Genomic DNA, 14,640 nt, shown 5'->3' with positions numbered 1-14,640 from the left:
AATGTGACCGGCATCTCGAGATGATCAGGCCCATGTTTTTGCGTAAGCTGTTCACCCTGAGAGCGAATCACCCGATGAAGGAGACACTGAATCATGAGCTGGGAAGGGCAACAGGCGCCGGATTTCAGGCTGCAGGACCAGGACGGCAATGAACACTCCCTGGCGGATTACCGGGGGCAGAAGGTCCTGCTCTACTTCTACCCCAGGGACAGTACGCCGGGCTGCACCGTGGAGGCCCAGCAGTTCCGCGACCGCCTCGACGAGTTGGAGGCGCACGGCGTGCAGGTGCTCGGCGTCAGCCGGGACACCGTTAAATCCCACCGCAAGTTCGCGGACAAGGAATCACTGAACTTTCCGATCCTTGCCGACCCGGAACACGACGTCCTCAAGGCCTACAACCTGCTCAAGGAAAAGACCATGTTCGGCAAGCCCGCACTGGGCGTGAACCGGGAATCATTTCTGATTGACGAGCAGGGTGTGATCCGCAAGCACTACGCCAAGGTCAAACCGGAAGAACACGTGGGCGAGATCCTTGAGGATCTCGCAAGCGCGGACAATACCCTGAGCTGAGGGAGCCTGGCACAAAAGATCTGCCACGGCTTCAGAGCGCGAACAACGTCTTCCGGTAATGCTGCAGCTCCGCAATGGATTCCCGGATGTCGTCCAGCGCCTGGTGCGCGCCTTTCTTGCTGAAGCCTTCCAGCGCTTCCGGCTTCCAGCGCCGGGCCAGTTCCTTGACGGTGCTCACGTCCAGGTTGCGGTAGTGGAAGAAGGCTTCCAGTTCCGGCATATAACGCGCCAGAAAGCGCCGGTCCTGGCAGATGCTGTTGCCGCAGATGGGCGAGGTCCGCGCATCCACCCACTCCTTCAGGAAGGCGATGGTCTCCAGCTCGGCATCGCGCTCGGTCAGGCTGCTTTCGCGCACGCGCTGGGTCAGGCCGGAGTTGCCGTGGGTCGTGGTGTTCCATTCATCCATGGCGTCAAGCACGGCATCGGACTGGTGGACGGCAAGCACCGGGCCTTCGGCGAGGACATTCAGGTCCGGGTCAGTAACAATGGTGGCCACCTCGATGATGCGGTCACTGTCCGGGTCCAGGCCGGTCATTTCCAGGTCGATCCAGATCAGTCGCTGGGCCCGTTCGTTCTGCTCCGCCATGGCTGAGGCGCTCCTTTTCCGATAGGCTGTTGGTTTGGCGTCATCTTCTCACAGCATCAAGACAAGACCCAGTGCCCCGCAAACGCAACCTCTCCCACCAACAGCAGCGCCGCATCCAGTCCCGCCAGGAGCAGTGGCAGGACGCCTCGCGCGAGGAAGGCCACGACGGCACCGTGGTGGCGCACTTCGGCGGCGAGCTGTTGATCGACTACCCCGTGGATGCAGGCTGGGAGCAACGCCGTGCTCAGGCAAGAGCCAATCTCGGCGGCCTGGTGGCCGGCGACCGGGTCGTGTGGCGAGAGGAGGAAAACGGCACTGCCGTGGTCGTGGCGCGCCAGCCCCGCGAGCGCGAGCTCCAGCGCCCGGACCGCTATGGCCGGCTCAAGACCATGGCCGCCAACATCGACCGGTTGGTGCTCGTCATCGCCCCGGCCCCGGCTCCCCAGCCGGCGCTGATGGACCGCTACCTGGCGGCGGCGGAGATTCATGAGCTGGACGTGGTGATTCTCCTGAACAAGGCTGACCTCCTGGATGAGGACAGCATGGACCTGTTGGAGGACGTCCTGGCCCCCTACCGGGACCTGGGCTACCCGGTGGCGCTCACGTCGGCATCGGAAGAGGATGAAAGCGCCCTGCCCGAGCCCATGGATGACACCGCCACCAGCATCATCGCCGGTCAGTCCGGAGTCGGAAAATCCAGCCTGATCCGGCGCTGGCTGCCGGGCACCGAGATCCGCACCGGCGAGCTGACAAGACGCGGCGAAGGCACCCACACCACCACCACCGCCTGCCTCTACCGCCTCGCCAACGGCGGCGCGATCATCGATTCCCCCGGCATCCGTGAGTTCGGACTCTGGCACATGGATCCTGACCGCGTGATCGATGGCTTTCCGGACGTGCGGGAATGGATCGGCCACTGCCGGTTCCGGGACTGCCGGCACGAGAAGGAACCGGGCTGTGCCCTGCAGCAAGCGGTGGAGAACGGGGAGCTGGATCCCCAGCGGATGGAACACTACCTCATGATCCGGGATGAAGCCGAGGCCGGCCGTACTACCAGTTGACCTCGGATTCCTCGACCTGACTGTCGCGGGCGCGCTCCATCCAGTTATCCTCCGCCAGACTCTGGCGATCCTCAGGATCCGCGGTATTGCTGGATTCCCGCTCCTCGATTGCCTCAAGGGCCGCGTCCGTCAGCACAATGATGGAGATACGCCGATTCACCGGCGCCTGGGGATCCTCCTCATTGAACAGCACGGAATCCGCCAGCCCTACAATGCGGCCAATGTGGTTCTCCGGAACCCCGCCAGCCACCAGCGTCCGGCGTGCCGCATTGGCCCGGTCTGATGAAAGCTCCCAGTTGGTGTACTCCTCGTTGCTCTGCGCGAAGGGCGTGCGGTCGGTGTGGCCGGTGATGCTCAGCTTGTTGGAGACCTTGGCCAGTGGCTCCGCCAGCTCAAAGAGGATATCGCGCGAGTAGGGTTTGAGCTCATCACCACCACTGTCGAACATCGGGCGGTTGGAACGGTCCACGATCTGGATCCGCAGTCCTTCGTCGGTGATGTCGATCAGCAGCTGATCCTTGAACTCCTGCAGGGTTTCACTCTGCTCGAGCTTTTCATCCAGCTCCTGCATCAGCTCCTCGGTCTGGCGACGCTCCATGGCCTCCGCAAGCTCCTTGACCTGATCCTCCTTAAGACTCAGGGGTTCCGGTGCAATGTCACTGGGCCCTTCGTTGCGCGTAACGGCCGGCGCTCCACCCAGATCCACGGGATTGGGATTACCGCCTTCCTCGTAACCCACGGGATCCGAAAAGTAGCGCGAGATATCTTTTTTCTGCTCAGGCGTGGCCTGATTGGTGGCCCACATCACCAGGAAGAACGCCATGAGGGCCATGGCGAAGTCTGCGAACGCCACCTTCCAGGCGCCGCCATGATGGCCGCCGCCCTTTTTCTTGACGCGTTTGACGATGATCGGCCGATCTTCCACCGCTTACCTCCGACCCCGATCACCTGCGCCGGTATCAGCGCGAACGGACATGATCATCCAGCTCCTGGAAGCTGGGCCGCGATTCGGTTGGCAGAACCTTGCGCCCGAATTCAATGGCCATCTGTGGTGCCTGGCCGGATACCGTGGCAAGCAGTGAATTCTTCACGCACTCGTAGCACTTCATCTCTTCATCGGCCTGGCGCTCCATGGTCTTGCTGATCGGCCCCACGTAACCGTAGGCCGCCCAGATACCGGTCAGAGTACCGGCAAGCGCCGCGCCGATCAGGCTGCCAATCTGCGAAGTCTCTCCTCCCAGATACCCCATGGTAATGATGATGCCGAGGATCGCGGCCACGATGCCCAGCCCCGGCAGGGCATCCGCAACGGAGCCGACCGCATGAGCGGGCTCCTTGAGTTCCTCTTCACGCTTCTCGATCTCCTGATCCATGAGCCCTTCCAGCTCGTGCGCCGCCATATTGCCGGTGCTCATGATCCTCAGGTAATCGGTGATGAAATGGAGCAGCTCCTCCATCTTCATGATGGCAGGATAGCGGGTGAAGATCTGGCTCTCCTCAGGGTCGTCCACATCCGCTTCAATGGCCATGATGCCCTGCTTCCGGGACTTGTCGAACACGTCGTACATCAGGCTCAGCAGATCCATGTTGAACGCCTTGTTGAAGGGCGTGCCCATGATCAGCCTCGGCCAGGCGGCAAAGGTGGCCTTGACGGTATGAAAGCTGTTGCCCATCAGGAAGGCGCCGAAAGCCGCCCCGAAGATGACCAGGAGCTCGGTGGGCTGCCACAGCACGGGCAGATTGCCCCCATGCAGCACATACCCGACCAGCACGCTGAACGTGACCACTACCGCGCCGATGATGATGAGCATGGGTTAGCGTAACTCCTGCTGGACTGCTCTCGGGTGGGATACGACCCGCCGCTAATTCTGGACCAGACCAGCGCCCCCCGCAAACCGGAGGGGAGCTTGCGGTTGTTTTCGCACTCAACGGCCCCGACGTGGTAGAGTTATCCTTGATAAATGTCATGAACGGAATCGACGCCGCCGCAATGCGTTTCCCCACGACAAGACTGATGCTCGCTACGCTGCTGGTACTGTGCATGGCCGGCGAGTTGGCATTCAGTCATGACCCATCAGCTGCGGCGGAGACCTTCAGCCTGAGCGTTGCCGAGTATGCCGAGACCACCGGCAACTCGGGCGATGACACACCGAAAACCGGCAAACTGCCCGCCAATCCCTCAGGATCCAGCGCCGGTGGATTGCAGCAGACCGGGAGACCCGGTACCCCCCAGCGGGTGCTGCAGCTCCAGCATCATCTCACCCGCTTCCCAATACTCCCCCAGGGGCCTCCACTGCACGCCTGAACGTTCCGACAGGACGCCCTGCCAAAAGCGTCTCCGTCCCCTAACGATTCAGGAGCGATGCCATGAGCACCTATCAGCCCATACCGACCGTCCGCGCGCTGGATGCGCAGCACATCGCGCATCCCCAGATGCACGCGGACCTCAGCACCGACGCGCCCGCCAAGGCGCTGCTCATCGATTTCCGCGAGCAGCGGCCGCCGGTGATCGACGGTCACCTTGAGGCCGGCGAGGCCAAGATCCGCATGCGGATGGCCGACTCCGCCCTCAAGCTGGTCCTCAACCCGGCAGAAGACTGCATCGGGCTACTCACCCTCAAGGACGTGCTCGGGCGCAAGGCCATGGCCCGCGCCCACGAAATGGGTCTACCCCCGGAAGAGGTGCCCATCCACGACATCATGCGCCCCATCGGGCGCCTGCCCGCCATCACCATCGAGGACCTTGAGGCCGCCCGGGTCGGCGACCTCGTCTATACCTTCAACGAGGTCCACGAAGAACACATGCTGGTCATTGAGGATACGCCGGAGGGCGACAGCGTCGCGCTGAGAGGGGTTATCCCGGCCAGCCATCTCACGCGGCGCCTCAGGGTGTCGCTGGACAGCCGGGCGCGCGCGAGTTCGTTCGCGGAGATCGTCCAGGCTGTCAACGGCCAGTTCGACTGAGGAGATCATCCATGCCCATCAGAAAGGTACTGATCGCCAACCGGGGCGAGATCGCCGTTCGTATTGCCCGCGCCTGCCAGGAGCTGGGGATCACGGCGGTCGCCATCTACTCGGAGGCGGACCGGTATTCGCTGCACGTGAAAAAGGCCGACGAAGCCCACTGCATCAGCCAGGATCCGCTCTCGGGTTACCTCAACCCCCACCAGGTGGTGAACATGGCCGTGGAAACAGGGTGTGATGCCCTGCACCCCGGCTATGGGTTCCTGTCCGAGAACGAAACCCTTGCTGCCGTCTGCCGGGATCGCGGGGTCCAGTTCATCGGCCCGGCTTCGGAAGTCATCCACGGCATGGGTGACAAGACCGAGGCCCGTAACACGGCCATCCGTGCCGGTGTCCCGGTGACACCGGGCTCCGAGGGCAACCTGGCGAACGTGGAAGACGCCGTGGCACAGGCCGGGCGCATCGGCTACCCGGTCATGCTCAAGGCCACCTCGGGCGGGGGTGGTCGTGGCATCCGCCGTTGTGACGGCGAAAAGGAACTGCGGCAGAACTACGAGCGCGTCATCTCCGAGGCCACCAAGGCCTTCGGCAGTGCCGAGGTCTTCCTGGAGAAGTGCATCGTCAACCCGCGCCACATCGAGGTCCAGGTCCTGGTCGACCGCCAGGGCAACGCCATCCACCTGTACGAGCGTGACTGCTCCGTGCAGCGGCGCAACCAGAAGCTGATCGAGCTGGCACCATCGCCACAGCTGACCGAGCAGCAACGCGAGTACCTTGGCGATCTGGCCGTACGGGTGGCGAAGGGCTGCGGCTACGAGAACGCCGGCACCGTGGAATTCCTGCTGGACGACAGTGGTGAGTTCTACTTCATGGAGATGAACACCCGGGTGCAGGTGGAGCACACCATCACCGAGGAAATCACCGGCGTGGATATCGTCAAGACGCAGATCCGCATCGCTGCGGGCGAGCCCCTGGCGTACAGCCAGTCCGACATCAGCTACCGGGGATTCGCCGCCCAGTTCCGCATCAACGCCGAGGATCCACAGAACGGCTTCCTGCCGAGCTTCGGGCGGATCAGCCGCTATTACTCGGCCGGTGGCCCGGGCGTGCGGACGGACGCAGCCATGTACACGGGGTATGAGATTCCACCGCACTACGACTCCATGTGCGCCAAGCTCATTGTCTGGGCCCTGAGCTGGGAGGAACTGCTGGAACGCAGCCGGCGCGCCCTGAATGACATGGGCATCTACGGGGTCACCACCACCATCCCCTACTACCAGCAGATCCTCCAGAATCCGGAGTTCCGCGCGGGCGGGTTCAACACCAGCTTCGTCGAGAACCATCCGGAACTGCTCGAGTACAGCACCAAGTCCAGGCCCGAATCCGTCGCCACCGCCATCGCCGCGGCCATTGCCGCCCAGGCTGGCCTGTGAGCCCCGAATCAGGAGAAACATCATGAACCAACGCAAGATCCACATCACCGACGTCATCCTGCGCGACGCCCACCAGTCCCTGATCGCCACGCGCCTGCGCACCGAGGACATGCTCCCGGCCTGCGAGTGGCTGGACCAGGCCGGCTACTGGTCCCTGGAATGCTGGGGCGGTGCCACCTTTGACGCCTGTGTCCGCTTTCTGAAGGAAGATCCCTGGGAACGGCTGCGCCAGCTGAAACAGGCGCTGCCCAATACCCGGCTGCAGATGCTGCTGCGCGGGCAGAACCTGCTCGGCTACCGCCATTACGCGGACGACGTGGTTGAAGCGTTCGTGCAGAAGGCAGCGGACAACGGCATCGACGTCTTCCGCATCTTTGACGCGCTCAATGACGTGCGCAACCTGGAGACCAGCATCCGTGCCGTGAAAAAGGCCGGCAAGCATGCCCAGGGCACGCTGTGCTACACCGTGAGCCCGGCTCACGGCACCGAGGCCTTCCTGGAACAGGCGCAGACCATGGTGGACCTGGGCGTGGACAGCATCGCCATCAAGGACATGGCCGGCCTGCTCACACCCGCCGCCACGTCCGAGCTGGTCAGCGGCCTGAAGCAGCGCTTTGACGTGCCGGTCTTCCTGCACTCCCACTACACCTCGGGCATGGCCAGCATGTGCCAGTGGGCTGCGGTGGAGGCCGGCGTGGACCACCTGGACACCGCCATTTCCTCATTCGCCGGCGGCACCAGCCATCCGCCCACGGAATCCATCGTGGCCGCGCTCCACGATGCCGGCTACGAGACCGGACTGGACCTGGAGAAACTGGACAGCATTGCCCGCCACTTCCGGGAAGTGCGGAAGAAGTATCACCAGTTCGAAAGCGAGTACAACGGCGTGGACACCACGGTCCTGCTCTCCCAGGTGCCAGGTGGCATGATGTCCAACCTTGCCAACCAGCTGAAGGAACAGGGCGCGCTGGACCGCATCCAGGACGTGTTCCGCGAGATCCCGAAGGTCCGGGAGGAGCTGGGCTATCCCCCGCTGGTCACACCGACCTCCCAGATTGTGGGGACCCAGGCGGTGATCAACGTCCTCTCGGACAGCCGTTACGCCACCATCACCAACGAGGTGAAGAAATACCTCCAGGGCTGGTACGGCAAGGCGCCGGGCCAGGTGGACCAGACCCTGCAGAAACGTGCTGTTGGCAAGGAGGAACTGGTCGAGGAACGCCCGGCCAACCTGCTGGCCAACGAGTTCCACCAGCTGAAGGACGACGTCTCGGACATCGCCGAATCCGAGGAGGATGTGCTCACCTACGCGATGTTCCCGGACCAGGCGCTGACCTTCCTCGAACAGCGCCGCGACGGCACCCTCCAGCCGGAAGTCCTGGAACCGGCGCCCTCGGAGAAGGCTTCCGGTCACGTACCCACCGAGTTCCGCATCCAGGTCCATGGCGAGACCTACGACATCCAGGTGACCGGGGTGAGCCCCGGTGGTGATGACCGGCGTCGGTTCTACATGACCGTCGATGGTGTCCCCGAGGAGATCGAGCTGGAGGCTGTCGGCGAGTCCGCCCCGGGCGGTGGTCAGCGGGCTCGGGCCACTAAGGAGGGCCACGTGACCACCAGCATGCCCGGCAACATCGTGGATGTGGTGGTCAAGGAGGGCGACAGCGTCGCCGCCGGCGACCCGGTGCTGATCATCGAGGCCATGAAGATGGAAACCGAGGTGAAGGCGCCGGTGGCCGGCTCCGTGACAGCCGTGCACATCAGCAAGGGCGACCGGGTCACCCCCGGTGAGGTACTGGTCGAGATCGAATAGCCTCGTCCGTACCCGGGGCCTCTGGTATCCTTCGACCGAATACGGACGATACCGAGGCCCCAATGCCATCCCTTCCCATGATTCTTGAGCCGGACACCCTGCACCAGCACCTCCAGGATGAGAACCTGCTGCTGGTGGATCTTTCCGGCCCGGAGCATTACGCGGAAGCCCATATCCCGGGTGCCATACACGTTCACCCCCGCGAAACCCGGGGCGCTGCCTCACCCGTGCCGGGCCTGTTGCCGGAAAAGGCGGAGCTCGAACAGCTGCTCGGGCGGATCGGTCTCAAACCGGAGCACCACGTGGTCGCCTACGATGATGAGGGCGGCGGCTGGGCCGGGCGCTTCATCTGGCTGCTGGAGTCCGTGGGGCACCGCAACTGGAGCCTTCTCAACGGCGGGCGCATTGCCTGGGTCAGCGAGGGCTACCCGACCAGCACCGAGATTCCGGAAGCCCCCGAACCCACGCGCCCGGCGCTCACTCTGGATCCCTCGACAACCGCGGACCTCCACGAGGTGCTCGAGGCCGTCAGGGCCGGAAACACCGCCATCTGGGACGCACGCGCGCCCTCGGAATACCGCGGCGAGCGCCAGTCCGCGGCCCGCTCCGGTCACATACCCGGTGCGATCAACCTGGAATGGACCCGGATCATGGACCCGGAGCGCAACTACCGCCTGCTGCCGGAAGACCGGCTCCGGGAAACCCTGACCTCGCTCGGTATTGAACCCTCAAAACCCGTCATCACCCACTGCCAGAGCCATCACCGCTCCGGGCTCACCTACGTCGCCGCCCGTGCCCTGGGATACCATGACGTGCGCGCCTATGCCGGCTCCTGGGCTGAATGGGGCAACCACACGGAGACCCCCGTCGAATGATGCGCTCCCTGCTCGACAGCGGCTTCATCGCCGCCCAGCACCTGGCCCCCCAGCACGGCCTGTCACGACTGGCCGGACGAGTGGCGGACTCCCGGCATCCCGCCCTGCGCCGGCGCCTGATCAATGGCTTCATCCGCCGCTATGGTGTGGACATGAGAGAGGCAGCGGACCCGGATCCGGAGGCCTACACCAGCTTCAATGACTTCTTCACCCGGCCTCTGCGCGATAACGCCCGCCCCATTGAAGGCGACGGGCGCACGCTGGTGTGCCCGGCGGACGGGGCCATCAGCCAGAGCGGCACCATCAACCGTGGGCGCCTGTTCCAGGCCAAGGGCCAGAGCTTTTCCGCGGCGGAGCTGACCGCCCGGCCCGAATCCGAACTGGCAGCCTTCGAGCAGGGCCGGTTTGCCACCATCTACCTGTCTCCGAAGGACTATCACCGGGTGCACATGCCCATGGCCGGTACCCTTGAGGCAACCACGACCATCCCAGGTCGTCTGTTCTCGGTAAACCCGGCCACCACCCGTAATGTGCCCCGACTCTTTGCGCGCAACGAACGGCTGGTTGCCTGGTTCCGTACCGAATACGGGCCCATGGCGGTGGTGATGGTCGGCGCCATGATCGTGGCGGGCATCGAAACGGTCTGGGGAGGCCGGGTTGCGCCCGGGGCACGGAGCATCCGCCACGCCGCACACGATGGACCTCACCTGGAACGCGGCGCCGAGATGGGCCGGTTCTACCTGGGCAGCACGGTCATACTGATGCTGCCCAGGGGCACCTGTGAGCCAGCGGCTGAACTGAGCCCGGAGCAGAGCGTCCGGATGGGCGAGGCGTTGTTCCGCGCCAGCTGATCCCCGGAGCTCAGAGGCGTTCCAGGGAAAAGGCCATCACCTCATCCAGAGAAGCAGCCCCGGTGCGATGCATGAGCAGGCGATCAACACCTATCGCCATACCACTGCACTGGGGCAGCCCTGCTTCCAGCGCCTCCAGAAGCCTGCCGTCCGGCTCCGGGATGGGCTGACCCGCTTCGCGGCGACGTGCATTATCCGCTTCGAACCGCCGGCACTGCTCCGTGGCATCCAGCAACTCCTCATAGGCATTGCCGATCTCGATCCCGTCCAGGTAGAGCTCGAACCGGCGTGCTACCGCAACCCCGCCGACTTCGCTAACCGCCGCCAGCGCGCATTGGTCCGGGGGGTAATGCTGGACAATCACGGGCCCCTGGTCCGCCAGCGCCGGCTCCACACACCCGCTCATCAGCAGGTCCAGCGCCTCACCCCGATTCAGCTGTTCACGGGGAATGCCGCTGACCGCTGAAGCCCGCTCCGCCAGCTGCGCGGGGTCGTCGCGCCATGGATCCACCCCCGCATGCGCCTGCATCAGCTCCCGGTATTCCGCGACATGGGGACGCGGACTCTCCATCACCTCCTGCACCAGGTCAGCCACCTCCACCATCAGGGCCTCGAGGTCGAAGCCCACCCGGTACCACTCAAGCAGTGTGAACTCCGGATTGTGGCGCCGGCCCTGCTCCGCAGCGCGGAACACCGGCCCTATCTGGTAGATGGAACCGGAACCGGCGGCCAGCAGGCGCTTCATGAAGTACTCGGGGGAGGTCTGAAGCCAGGCCTGCAGACCATCAATGGTCACCGGCAGGCTCTCAATGGCGGGTTCGGTCACGGTATGGCGGCCCAGAACCGGGGTCTGGACCTCAAGCACGCCACGTGCGTCGAAGAAATCCCGCAGCGCCCGGAGCAGCTGGGCCCGGGCGCGCAGCATCGCGGGGGTGGCGCCCGGCTTCCAGCTCATCCGTTGCGGACGCGGGAGACGTACTCGTTCTTGCGGGTATCGACGCGCACCACCTCACCGATCTCGATGAACAGCGGCACGTTCACCACGGCACCGGTGGACAGCGTGGCCGGCTTGGAGCCGCCCTGGGCCGTATCGCCCTTAACACCCGGATCCGTGTCCACCACTTCCAGATCCACAAAGGCCGGTGGTGTGACGTTCAGCGGCGAGCCGTTGTAGAGTGTCACACTGTAGACATCCTGCTCCTTGAGCCACTTGGCGGCATCGCCCACGGCGCGCTCATCCGCCGCGAACTGCTCATAGGAGCCGTCGGTCTTCATGAAGTGCCAGAACTCACCATCGCTGTAGACGTACTCCATGTCGAGGTCGAGCACATCCGCCGCCTCCAGGGTCTCTCCGGACTTGAAGGTGCGTTCCCAGACCCGGTTGGTCATCAGGTTGCGCAGCTTCACGCGGCTGAACGCCTGGCCCTTTCCGGGTTTGACGAACTCATTTTCAACAATCACGCAGGGGTCGCCGTCGAGCATGACTTTCAGCCCGCCGCGGAATTCGTTGGTAGAATAGGTCGCCATCGATGCCTCGCTCGAATTGCCAGTAAACTTGGGATGCCAATGATACAGTCCGGTCACGCGCCTGTCGAAACCACCACCATCGCCAGCGACCGCCCCCGGTGGCAGAAGGAGCTGGGGCAGGCCGTTACCACGCCTGAAGCCCTGTGCCGGCGCCTGGCTCTGCCGGAATCCATGCTTGCCGGCATGGCACCCGGTCACCGCCAGTTCCCGGTCCGGGCGCCGGAACCCTGGCTGCGTCGGATCGAGCCCGGCAATCCGGACGACCCACTGCTGCGCCAGATCCTGCCCCTGCCCGAGGAAGGCGAAGACCAGCCCGGCTATGTCAGTGACCCGCTGGAGGAAGTGAGTGGCGACAGCGCCAGCGCCACCTCAGGGCTTGTGCACAAGTACGCCTCGAGGGCCCTGCTGATGGTCACCGGCGCCTGCGCCATCAACTGCCGCTACTGTTTCCGGCGCCACTTCCCCTATGATGAGCACCAGCTGGGCGGCTCCGACTGGCAGGCCGCCCTGGACCGGATCGATGACGACCCGGCGATCAACGAGGTGATCTTCAGCGGCGGCGACCCGCTCGCCAGCCCGGACCGGCTCCTGGCCCGGCTCGCTGCGGCGGTGGCCCGCATTGAGCATGTACGCCGCCTGCGCATCCACACCCGGCTGCCGGTGGTCATCCCCCAGCGGGTGAATACCGACCTTCTGGACTGGCTCGGTGACACCCCCCTTCAGAAAGTGGTCGTTGTGCACATCAATCACCCGGCGGAAATCGACGACGACGTCCAGGCCGCGCTCAGGGCACTGGCCGGCACCGGGGCCACGCTACTGAACCAGGCGGTTCTGCTGCGCCGGATCAACGATGACGCCGACACCCTGGAGCAGCTCAGCGAGCGCCTGTTCGAGTGCGGCGTTCTCCCCTATTACCTGCATGCGTTTGACCCCATCGCCGGCGCCGCACACTATGACCCCGGAGATGAAAGGGCCCGGGCACTGACCCGGACGCTACTGGAACGGCTGCCCGGCTTTCTGGTACCGAAGCTGGTACGGGAAGTCCCCGGCCAGCCGGCCAAACAGCCCCTGAATCTTTAAAGTCGTTGTGAAATCAACGGCAAAAGCCTGTTGCGCTTGCTATTCTCCCGACCCTGGACTTGTATTGTAAGCGGACACCCAGAAACCAGCGGTAACGATCAATGGCGGGCACAGCAGGAAAGCCGGATCTCGCGCTTCCGGAACAGAAGCTCAGCAGCCTCTCCTTCTGTGAGGCGTCTCCACGCGCCTTCAGGGAATGGGTCGACGGCCTGCCGATCGCCAATGTGGGTGAGTCCGCGCGCCAGCTCTACCATGCCGCCATCGAGCTCAACCAGCTCGACATCAGCCCGGCCCTGAGAATGAAACTCCTGGGCCAGCTGCGCCCGCAGCTGAACTTCATCTGTGACCAGCTGTCCCAGCATTTCCTGGGGCGATCCATCGCTCTGACGGAAAAGCAGCGCAAGGTCGCCAACCTGGCGCAGGCCCTGCAGCGCCACCTGGCCACGGGCTACAAGATCGTCGTGAGCCAGCTGGCCGATACGCCCAATCCGGACAAGCAGAAGATGGCCAACGCCCAGGCCTGCCACCGGGCGATTTCCGGCCTCGGCAGCACGCTTCTGCGGGCCAGCCAACTGTACGCGCCCAACCCCGCTGGCACCTGGTACGAAGCCCACCAGATCTTCAACTGGGCACTCGCGCGCCAGATCACCGGTATTGCCATCGAGGATCCCGTCAACCAGTACCACCGCCGAACCACTGTTGAGGACGCCTACAAACGGCTGCTGCTGCTTGGCTGCTGCCGACCGAACCAGCTGCGCCAGAAGGAGCTGGCGGAAGTGTACAGCCTGTTCGAATGCTGGACCGGCCATACCCATATCCTCCAGCGCGGCATGAATGACGCGCTTTTTGTGGTCAACCTCGGTCAGGACTCACCCCCGACCTACCGCAACCTGCTCAGGACCCCGTTGACCACGCAACACATCGGCTTCGACAGCACCGAACTCGCGGAGGGTCTGGCCGCCCTGGCGAACAACCGGAACGCCGCCTCATCGGCGGATGCCCCTGAATTGCCCGAGAAGGTCAGTGATGCACTGCTCATGCACCTGGGGCGGGCCCTGGGGGTCCTGACCCAGCGCTCCTACAGGCGCATCGAGAGCTCCGGCAGCCTGCAGATCGCGGTTGGCATGAGCTCGGTGCACTATTTTTCCGCCGGCCAGGTGGCCTTCAACCGGTTTGTGGACAGCCAGGACACCGAACCGGCGCAGAACGTCTTCCTGGGCGCGGCGCAGCGGCGCAATGATCCCTGGGCCAGCGCCTTCGACGCCGGCCACCATGAATCCATGGCCTCCCCGGATGCGCCGATCAATTTCCGGGGCTCGGGCGGTGATATGGCCGGTGACAGTGAGCATGCCTACCCGCTCTACGAAGTCAGCCTGGAGAACACCAGCCCTGGCGGCTACTGCATCAACTGGGATGCGGCGATGCCGTCCAGCCTTCAGACTGGCGAGATCCTGGGCGTGCGCGAAAATGTCGATCACCCCTGGAGCGTCGCCCTGATCCGGTGGATCCGCCAGGGGGGTCAGCGCAGTGCCCAGCTTGGTATTGAACTGCTGGGCCCGGGCGCGATGCCCTGCGCGCTGCGCCTCGACAACAAGAGCGGCAGTGGCAGTGAGTTCCTGCGGGGACTGCTGCTGCCGGAACTGAGTGCCATCGGCCAGCCGGCAACCCTGCTGACCCCACGCATGCCCTTTCAGACCGGGCACCGCATCACGCTGCTGCGGGATGGCGAGCAGGAAACAGCCCAGCTCAGCCGGCGTGTCTCCGCCACCAGCAGCATCAGCCAGTTTGAGCTGCGCTTCCGTGGCCCATCCGGCAAAGACCGGTCCAGCGCCAGTGACGACGATGACTTTGCTTCACTCTGGCAATCGCTGTAAAACTGT

The 14,640-nt window shown here is 64.3% G+C and carries 15 protein-coding genes; 10 read left to right on the top strand and 5 right to left on the bottom strand.

All coding sequences use genetic code 11. The annotated features are described in order from the left end of the window. Positions 1 to 93: 93 nt before the first annotated feature. Entirely contained in the window at positions 94 to 570 is a 477-nt protein-coding gene (gene bcp, locus CK501_RS15635; RefSeq protein WP_095618675.1) for a thioredoxin-dependent thiol peroxidase, read from the top strand. A gap of 31 nt (positions 571 to 601) precedes the next feature. Here the strand turns inward: bcp and orn are convergent, their stop codons facing one another. After that, positions 602 to 1,156, bottom strand: a complete 555-nt coding sequence (orn, locus tag CK501_RS15630; protein WP_095618674.1) for an oligoribonuclease — start codon at positions 1,154 to 1,156, stop codon at positions 602 to 604. Positions 1,157 to 1,227: 71 nt separating this feature from the next. Here orn and rsgA point away from each other — a divergent pair, with 71 nt between their 5' ends. Next, the gene (gene rsgA / locus CK501_RS15625; protein ID WP_095618673.1) at positions 1,228 to 2,217 is read left to right on the top strand and encodes a ribosome small subunit-dependent GTPase A; all 990 of its coding nucleotides are present in this window, start codon (positions 1,228 to 1,230) and stop codon (positions 2,215 to 2,217) included. Here the strand turns inward: rsgA and motB are convergent. Both motB and motA read right to left on the bottom strand, forming a co-directional pair. Next, a complete protein-coding gene (gene motB / locus CK501_RS15620) occupies positions 2,207 to 3,142 on the bottom strand; it encodes a flagellar motor protein MotB (protein WP_095618672.1) in 936 nt (311 codons plus the stop codon). The genes rsgA and motB overlap by 11 nt on opposite strands. Before the next feature lie 34 nt (positions 3,143 to 3,176). Beyond that, the gene (motA, locus tag CK501_RS15615) at positions 3,177 to 4,028 is read right to left on the bottom strand and encodes a flagellar motor stator protein MotA (RefSeq protein ID WP_095618671.1); all 852 of its coding nucleotides are present in this window, start codon (positions 4,026 to 4,028) and stop codon (positions 3,177 to 3,179) included. Between the two features lie 155 nt (positions 4,029 to 4,183). Between motA and CK501_RS15610 the strand changes: the two genes are divergently transcribed. The 6 genes from CK501_RS15610 (at position 4,184) to asd (ending at position 10,153) form a co-directional block, all read left to right on the top strand. Beyond that, positions 4,184 to 4,522, top strand: coding sequence for a hypothetical protein (locus CK501_RS15610; protein ID WP_095618670.1), 339 nt, complete (start codon positions 4,184 to 4,186; stop codon positions 4,520 to 4,522). Between the two features lie 62 nt (positions 4,523 to 4,584). After that, positions 4,585 to 5,181: a CBS domain-containing protein gene (locus CK501_RS15605; protein ID WP_095618669.1), complete on the top strand. Its 597-nt coding sequence runs from the start codon at positions 4,585 to 4,587 to the stop codon at positions 5,179 to 5,181. 11 nt (positions 5,182 to 5,192) lie between these two features. Next, complete coding sequence (locus CK501_RS15600; RefSeq protein ID WP_095618668.1) at positions 5,193 to 6,614, top strand: acetyl-CoA carboxylase biotin carboxylase subunit; 1,422 nt, start codon at positions 5,193 to 5,195, stop codon at positions 6,612 to 6,614. Between the two features lie 22 nt (positions 6,615 to 6,636). Beyond that, the gene (gene oadA, locus CK501_RS15595) at positions 6,637 to 8,427 is read left to right on the top strand and encodes a sodium-extruding oxaloacetate decarboxylase subunit alpha (protein ID WP_095618667.1); all 1,791 of its coding nucleotides are present in this window, start codon (positions 6,637 to 6,639) and stop codon (positions 8,425 to 8,427) included. Positions 8,428 to 8,489: 62 nt separating this feature from the next. Next, on the top strand, positions 8,490 to 9,302 hold the full coding sequence (locus CK501_RS15590; RefSeq protein ID WP_095618666.1) for a sulfurtransferase: 813 nt from the start codon (positions 8,490 to 8,492) through the stop codon (positions 9,300 to 9,302). Further along, the gene (gene asd, locus CK501_RS15585; RefSeq protein WP_198949560.1) at positions 9,299 to 10,153 is read left to right on the top strand and encodes an archaetidylserine decarboxylase; all 855 of its coding nucleotides are present in this window, start codon (positions 9,299 to 9,301) and stop codon (positions 10,151 to 10,153) included. Before CK501_RS15590 ends, asd begins: the two co-directional genes overlap by 4 nt. A 10-nt stretch (positions 10,154 to 10,163) precedes the next feature. On the opposite strand, the gene epmA is transcribed toward asd, so the two are convergent. After that, the gene (epmA, locus tag CK501_RS15580; protein WP_095618665.1) at positions 10,164 to 11,108 is read right to left on the bottom strand and encodes an EF-P lysine aminoacylase EpmA; all 945 of its coding nucleotides are present in this window, start codon (positions 11,106 to 11,108) and stop codon (positions 10,164 to 10,166) included. Next, positions 11,105 to 11,680 (bottom strand): elongation factor P, encoded by a 576-nt coding sequence (gene efp / locus CK501_RS15575; protein WP_095618664.1) that lies wholly within the window; start codon positions 11,678 to 11,680, stop codon positions 11,105 to 11,107. The genes epmA and efp overlap by 4 nt, the downstream gene beginning before the upstream one ends. A 33-nt stretch (positions 11,681 to 11,713) precedes the next feature. Between efp and epmB the strand changes: the two genes are divergently transcribed. Together epmB and CK501_RS15565 are read left to right on the top strand one after the other, a co-directional pair. Continuing rightward, a complete protein-coding gene (gene epmB, locus CK501_RS15570) occupies positions 11,714 to 12,760 on the top strand; it encodes an EF-P beta-lysylation protein EpmB (RefSeq protein WP_095618663.1) in 1,047 nt (348 codons plus the stop codon). A 101-nt stretch (positions 12,761 to 12,861) separates the two neighbouring features. Further along, entirely contained in the window at positions 12,862 to 14,634 is a 1,773-nt protein-coding gene (locus CK501_RS15565) for a GTPase (protein ID WP_095618662.1), read from the top strand. The last annotated feature ends 6 nt before the right edge of the window (positions 14,635 to 14,640 follow it).

Source organism: Halovibrio salipaludis (assembly GCF_002286965.1).
Taxonomy (GTDB): Bacteria; Pseudomonadota; Gammaproteobacteria; order Pseudomonadales; family Oleiphilaceae; genus Halospina; species Halospina salipaludis.
Note: the sequence above shows the minus strand (reverse complement) of the source record. Positions and strands in the feature narration are given on the sequence as shown.

What these genes read in the sequence shown, in the direction of transcription:
- bcp (WP_095618675.1), top strand. Translation starts at nt 94, where the DNA reads ATGAGCTGGGAAGGGCAACAGGCGCCGGATTTCAGGCTGCAGGACCAG.
- orn (WP_095618674.1), bottom strand. Translation starts at nt 1,156, where the DNA reads ATGGCGGAGCAGAACGAACGGGCCCAGCGACTGATCTGGATCGACCTG.
- motA (WP_095618671.1), bottom strand. Translation starts at nt 4,028, where the DNA reads ATGCTCATCATCATCGGCGCGGTAGTGGTCACGTTCAGCGTGCTGGTC.
- CK501_RS15610 (WP_095618670.1), top strand. Translation starts at nt 4,184, where the DNA reads ATGAACGGAATCGACGCCGCCGCAATGCGTTTCCCCACGACAAGACTG.
- CK501_RS15605 (WP_095618669.1), top strand. Translation starts at nt 4,585, where the DNA reads ATGAGCACCTATCAGCCCATACCGACCGTCCGCGCGCTGGATGCGCAG.
- CK501_RS15600 (WP_095618668.1), top strand. Translation starts at nt 5,193, where the DNA reads ATGCCCATCAGAAAGGTACTGATCGCCAACCGGGGCGAGATCGCCGTT.
- oadA (WP_095618667.1), top strand. Translation starts at nt 6,637, where the DNA reads ATGAACCAACGCAAGATCCACATCACCGACGTCATCCTGCGCGACGCC.
- CK501_RS15590 (WP_095618666.1), top strand. Translation starts at nt 8,490, where the DNA reads ATGCCATCCCTTCCCATGATTCTTGAGCCGGACACCCTGCACCAGCAC.
- asd (WP_198949560.1), top strand. Translation starts at nt 9,299, where the DNA reads ATGATGCGCTCCCTGCTCGACAGCGGCTTCATCGCCGCCCAGCACCTG.
- epmA (WP_095618665.1), bottom strand. Translation starts at nt 11,108, where the DNA reads ATGAGCTGGAAGCCGGGCGCCACCCCCGCGATGCTGCGCGCCCGGGCC.
- efp (WP_095618664.1), bottom strand. Translation starts at nt 11,680, where the DNA reads ATGGCGACCTATTCTACCAACGAATTCCGCGGCGGGCTGAAAGTCATG.
- epmB (WP_095618663.1), top strand. Translation starts at nt 11,714, where the DNA reads ATGCCAATGATACAGTCCGGTCACGCGCCTGTCGAAACCACCACCATC.
- CK501_RS15565 (WP_095618662.1), top strand. Translation starts at nt 12,862, where the DNA reads ATGGCGGGCACAGCAGGAAAGCCGGATCTCGCGCTTCCGGAACAGAAG.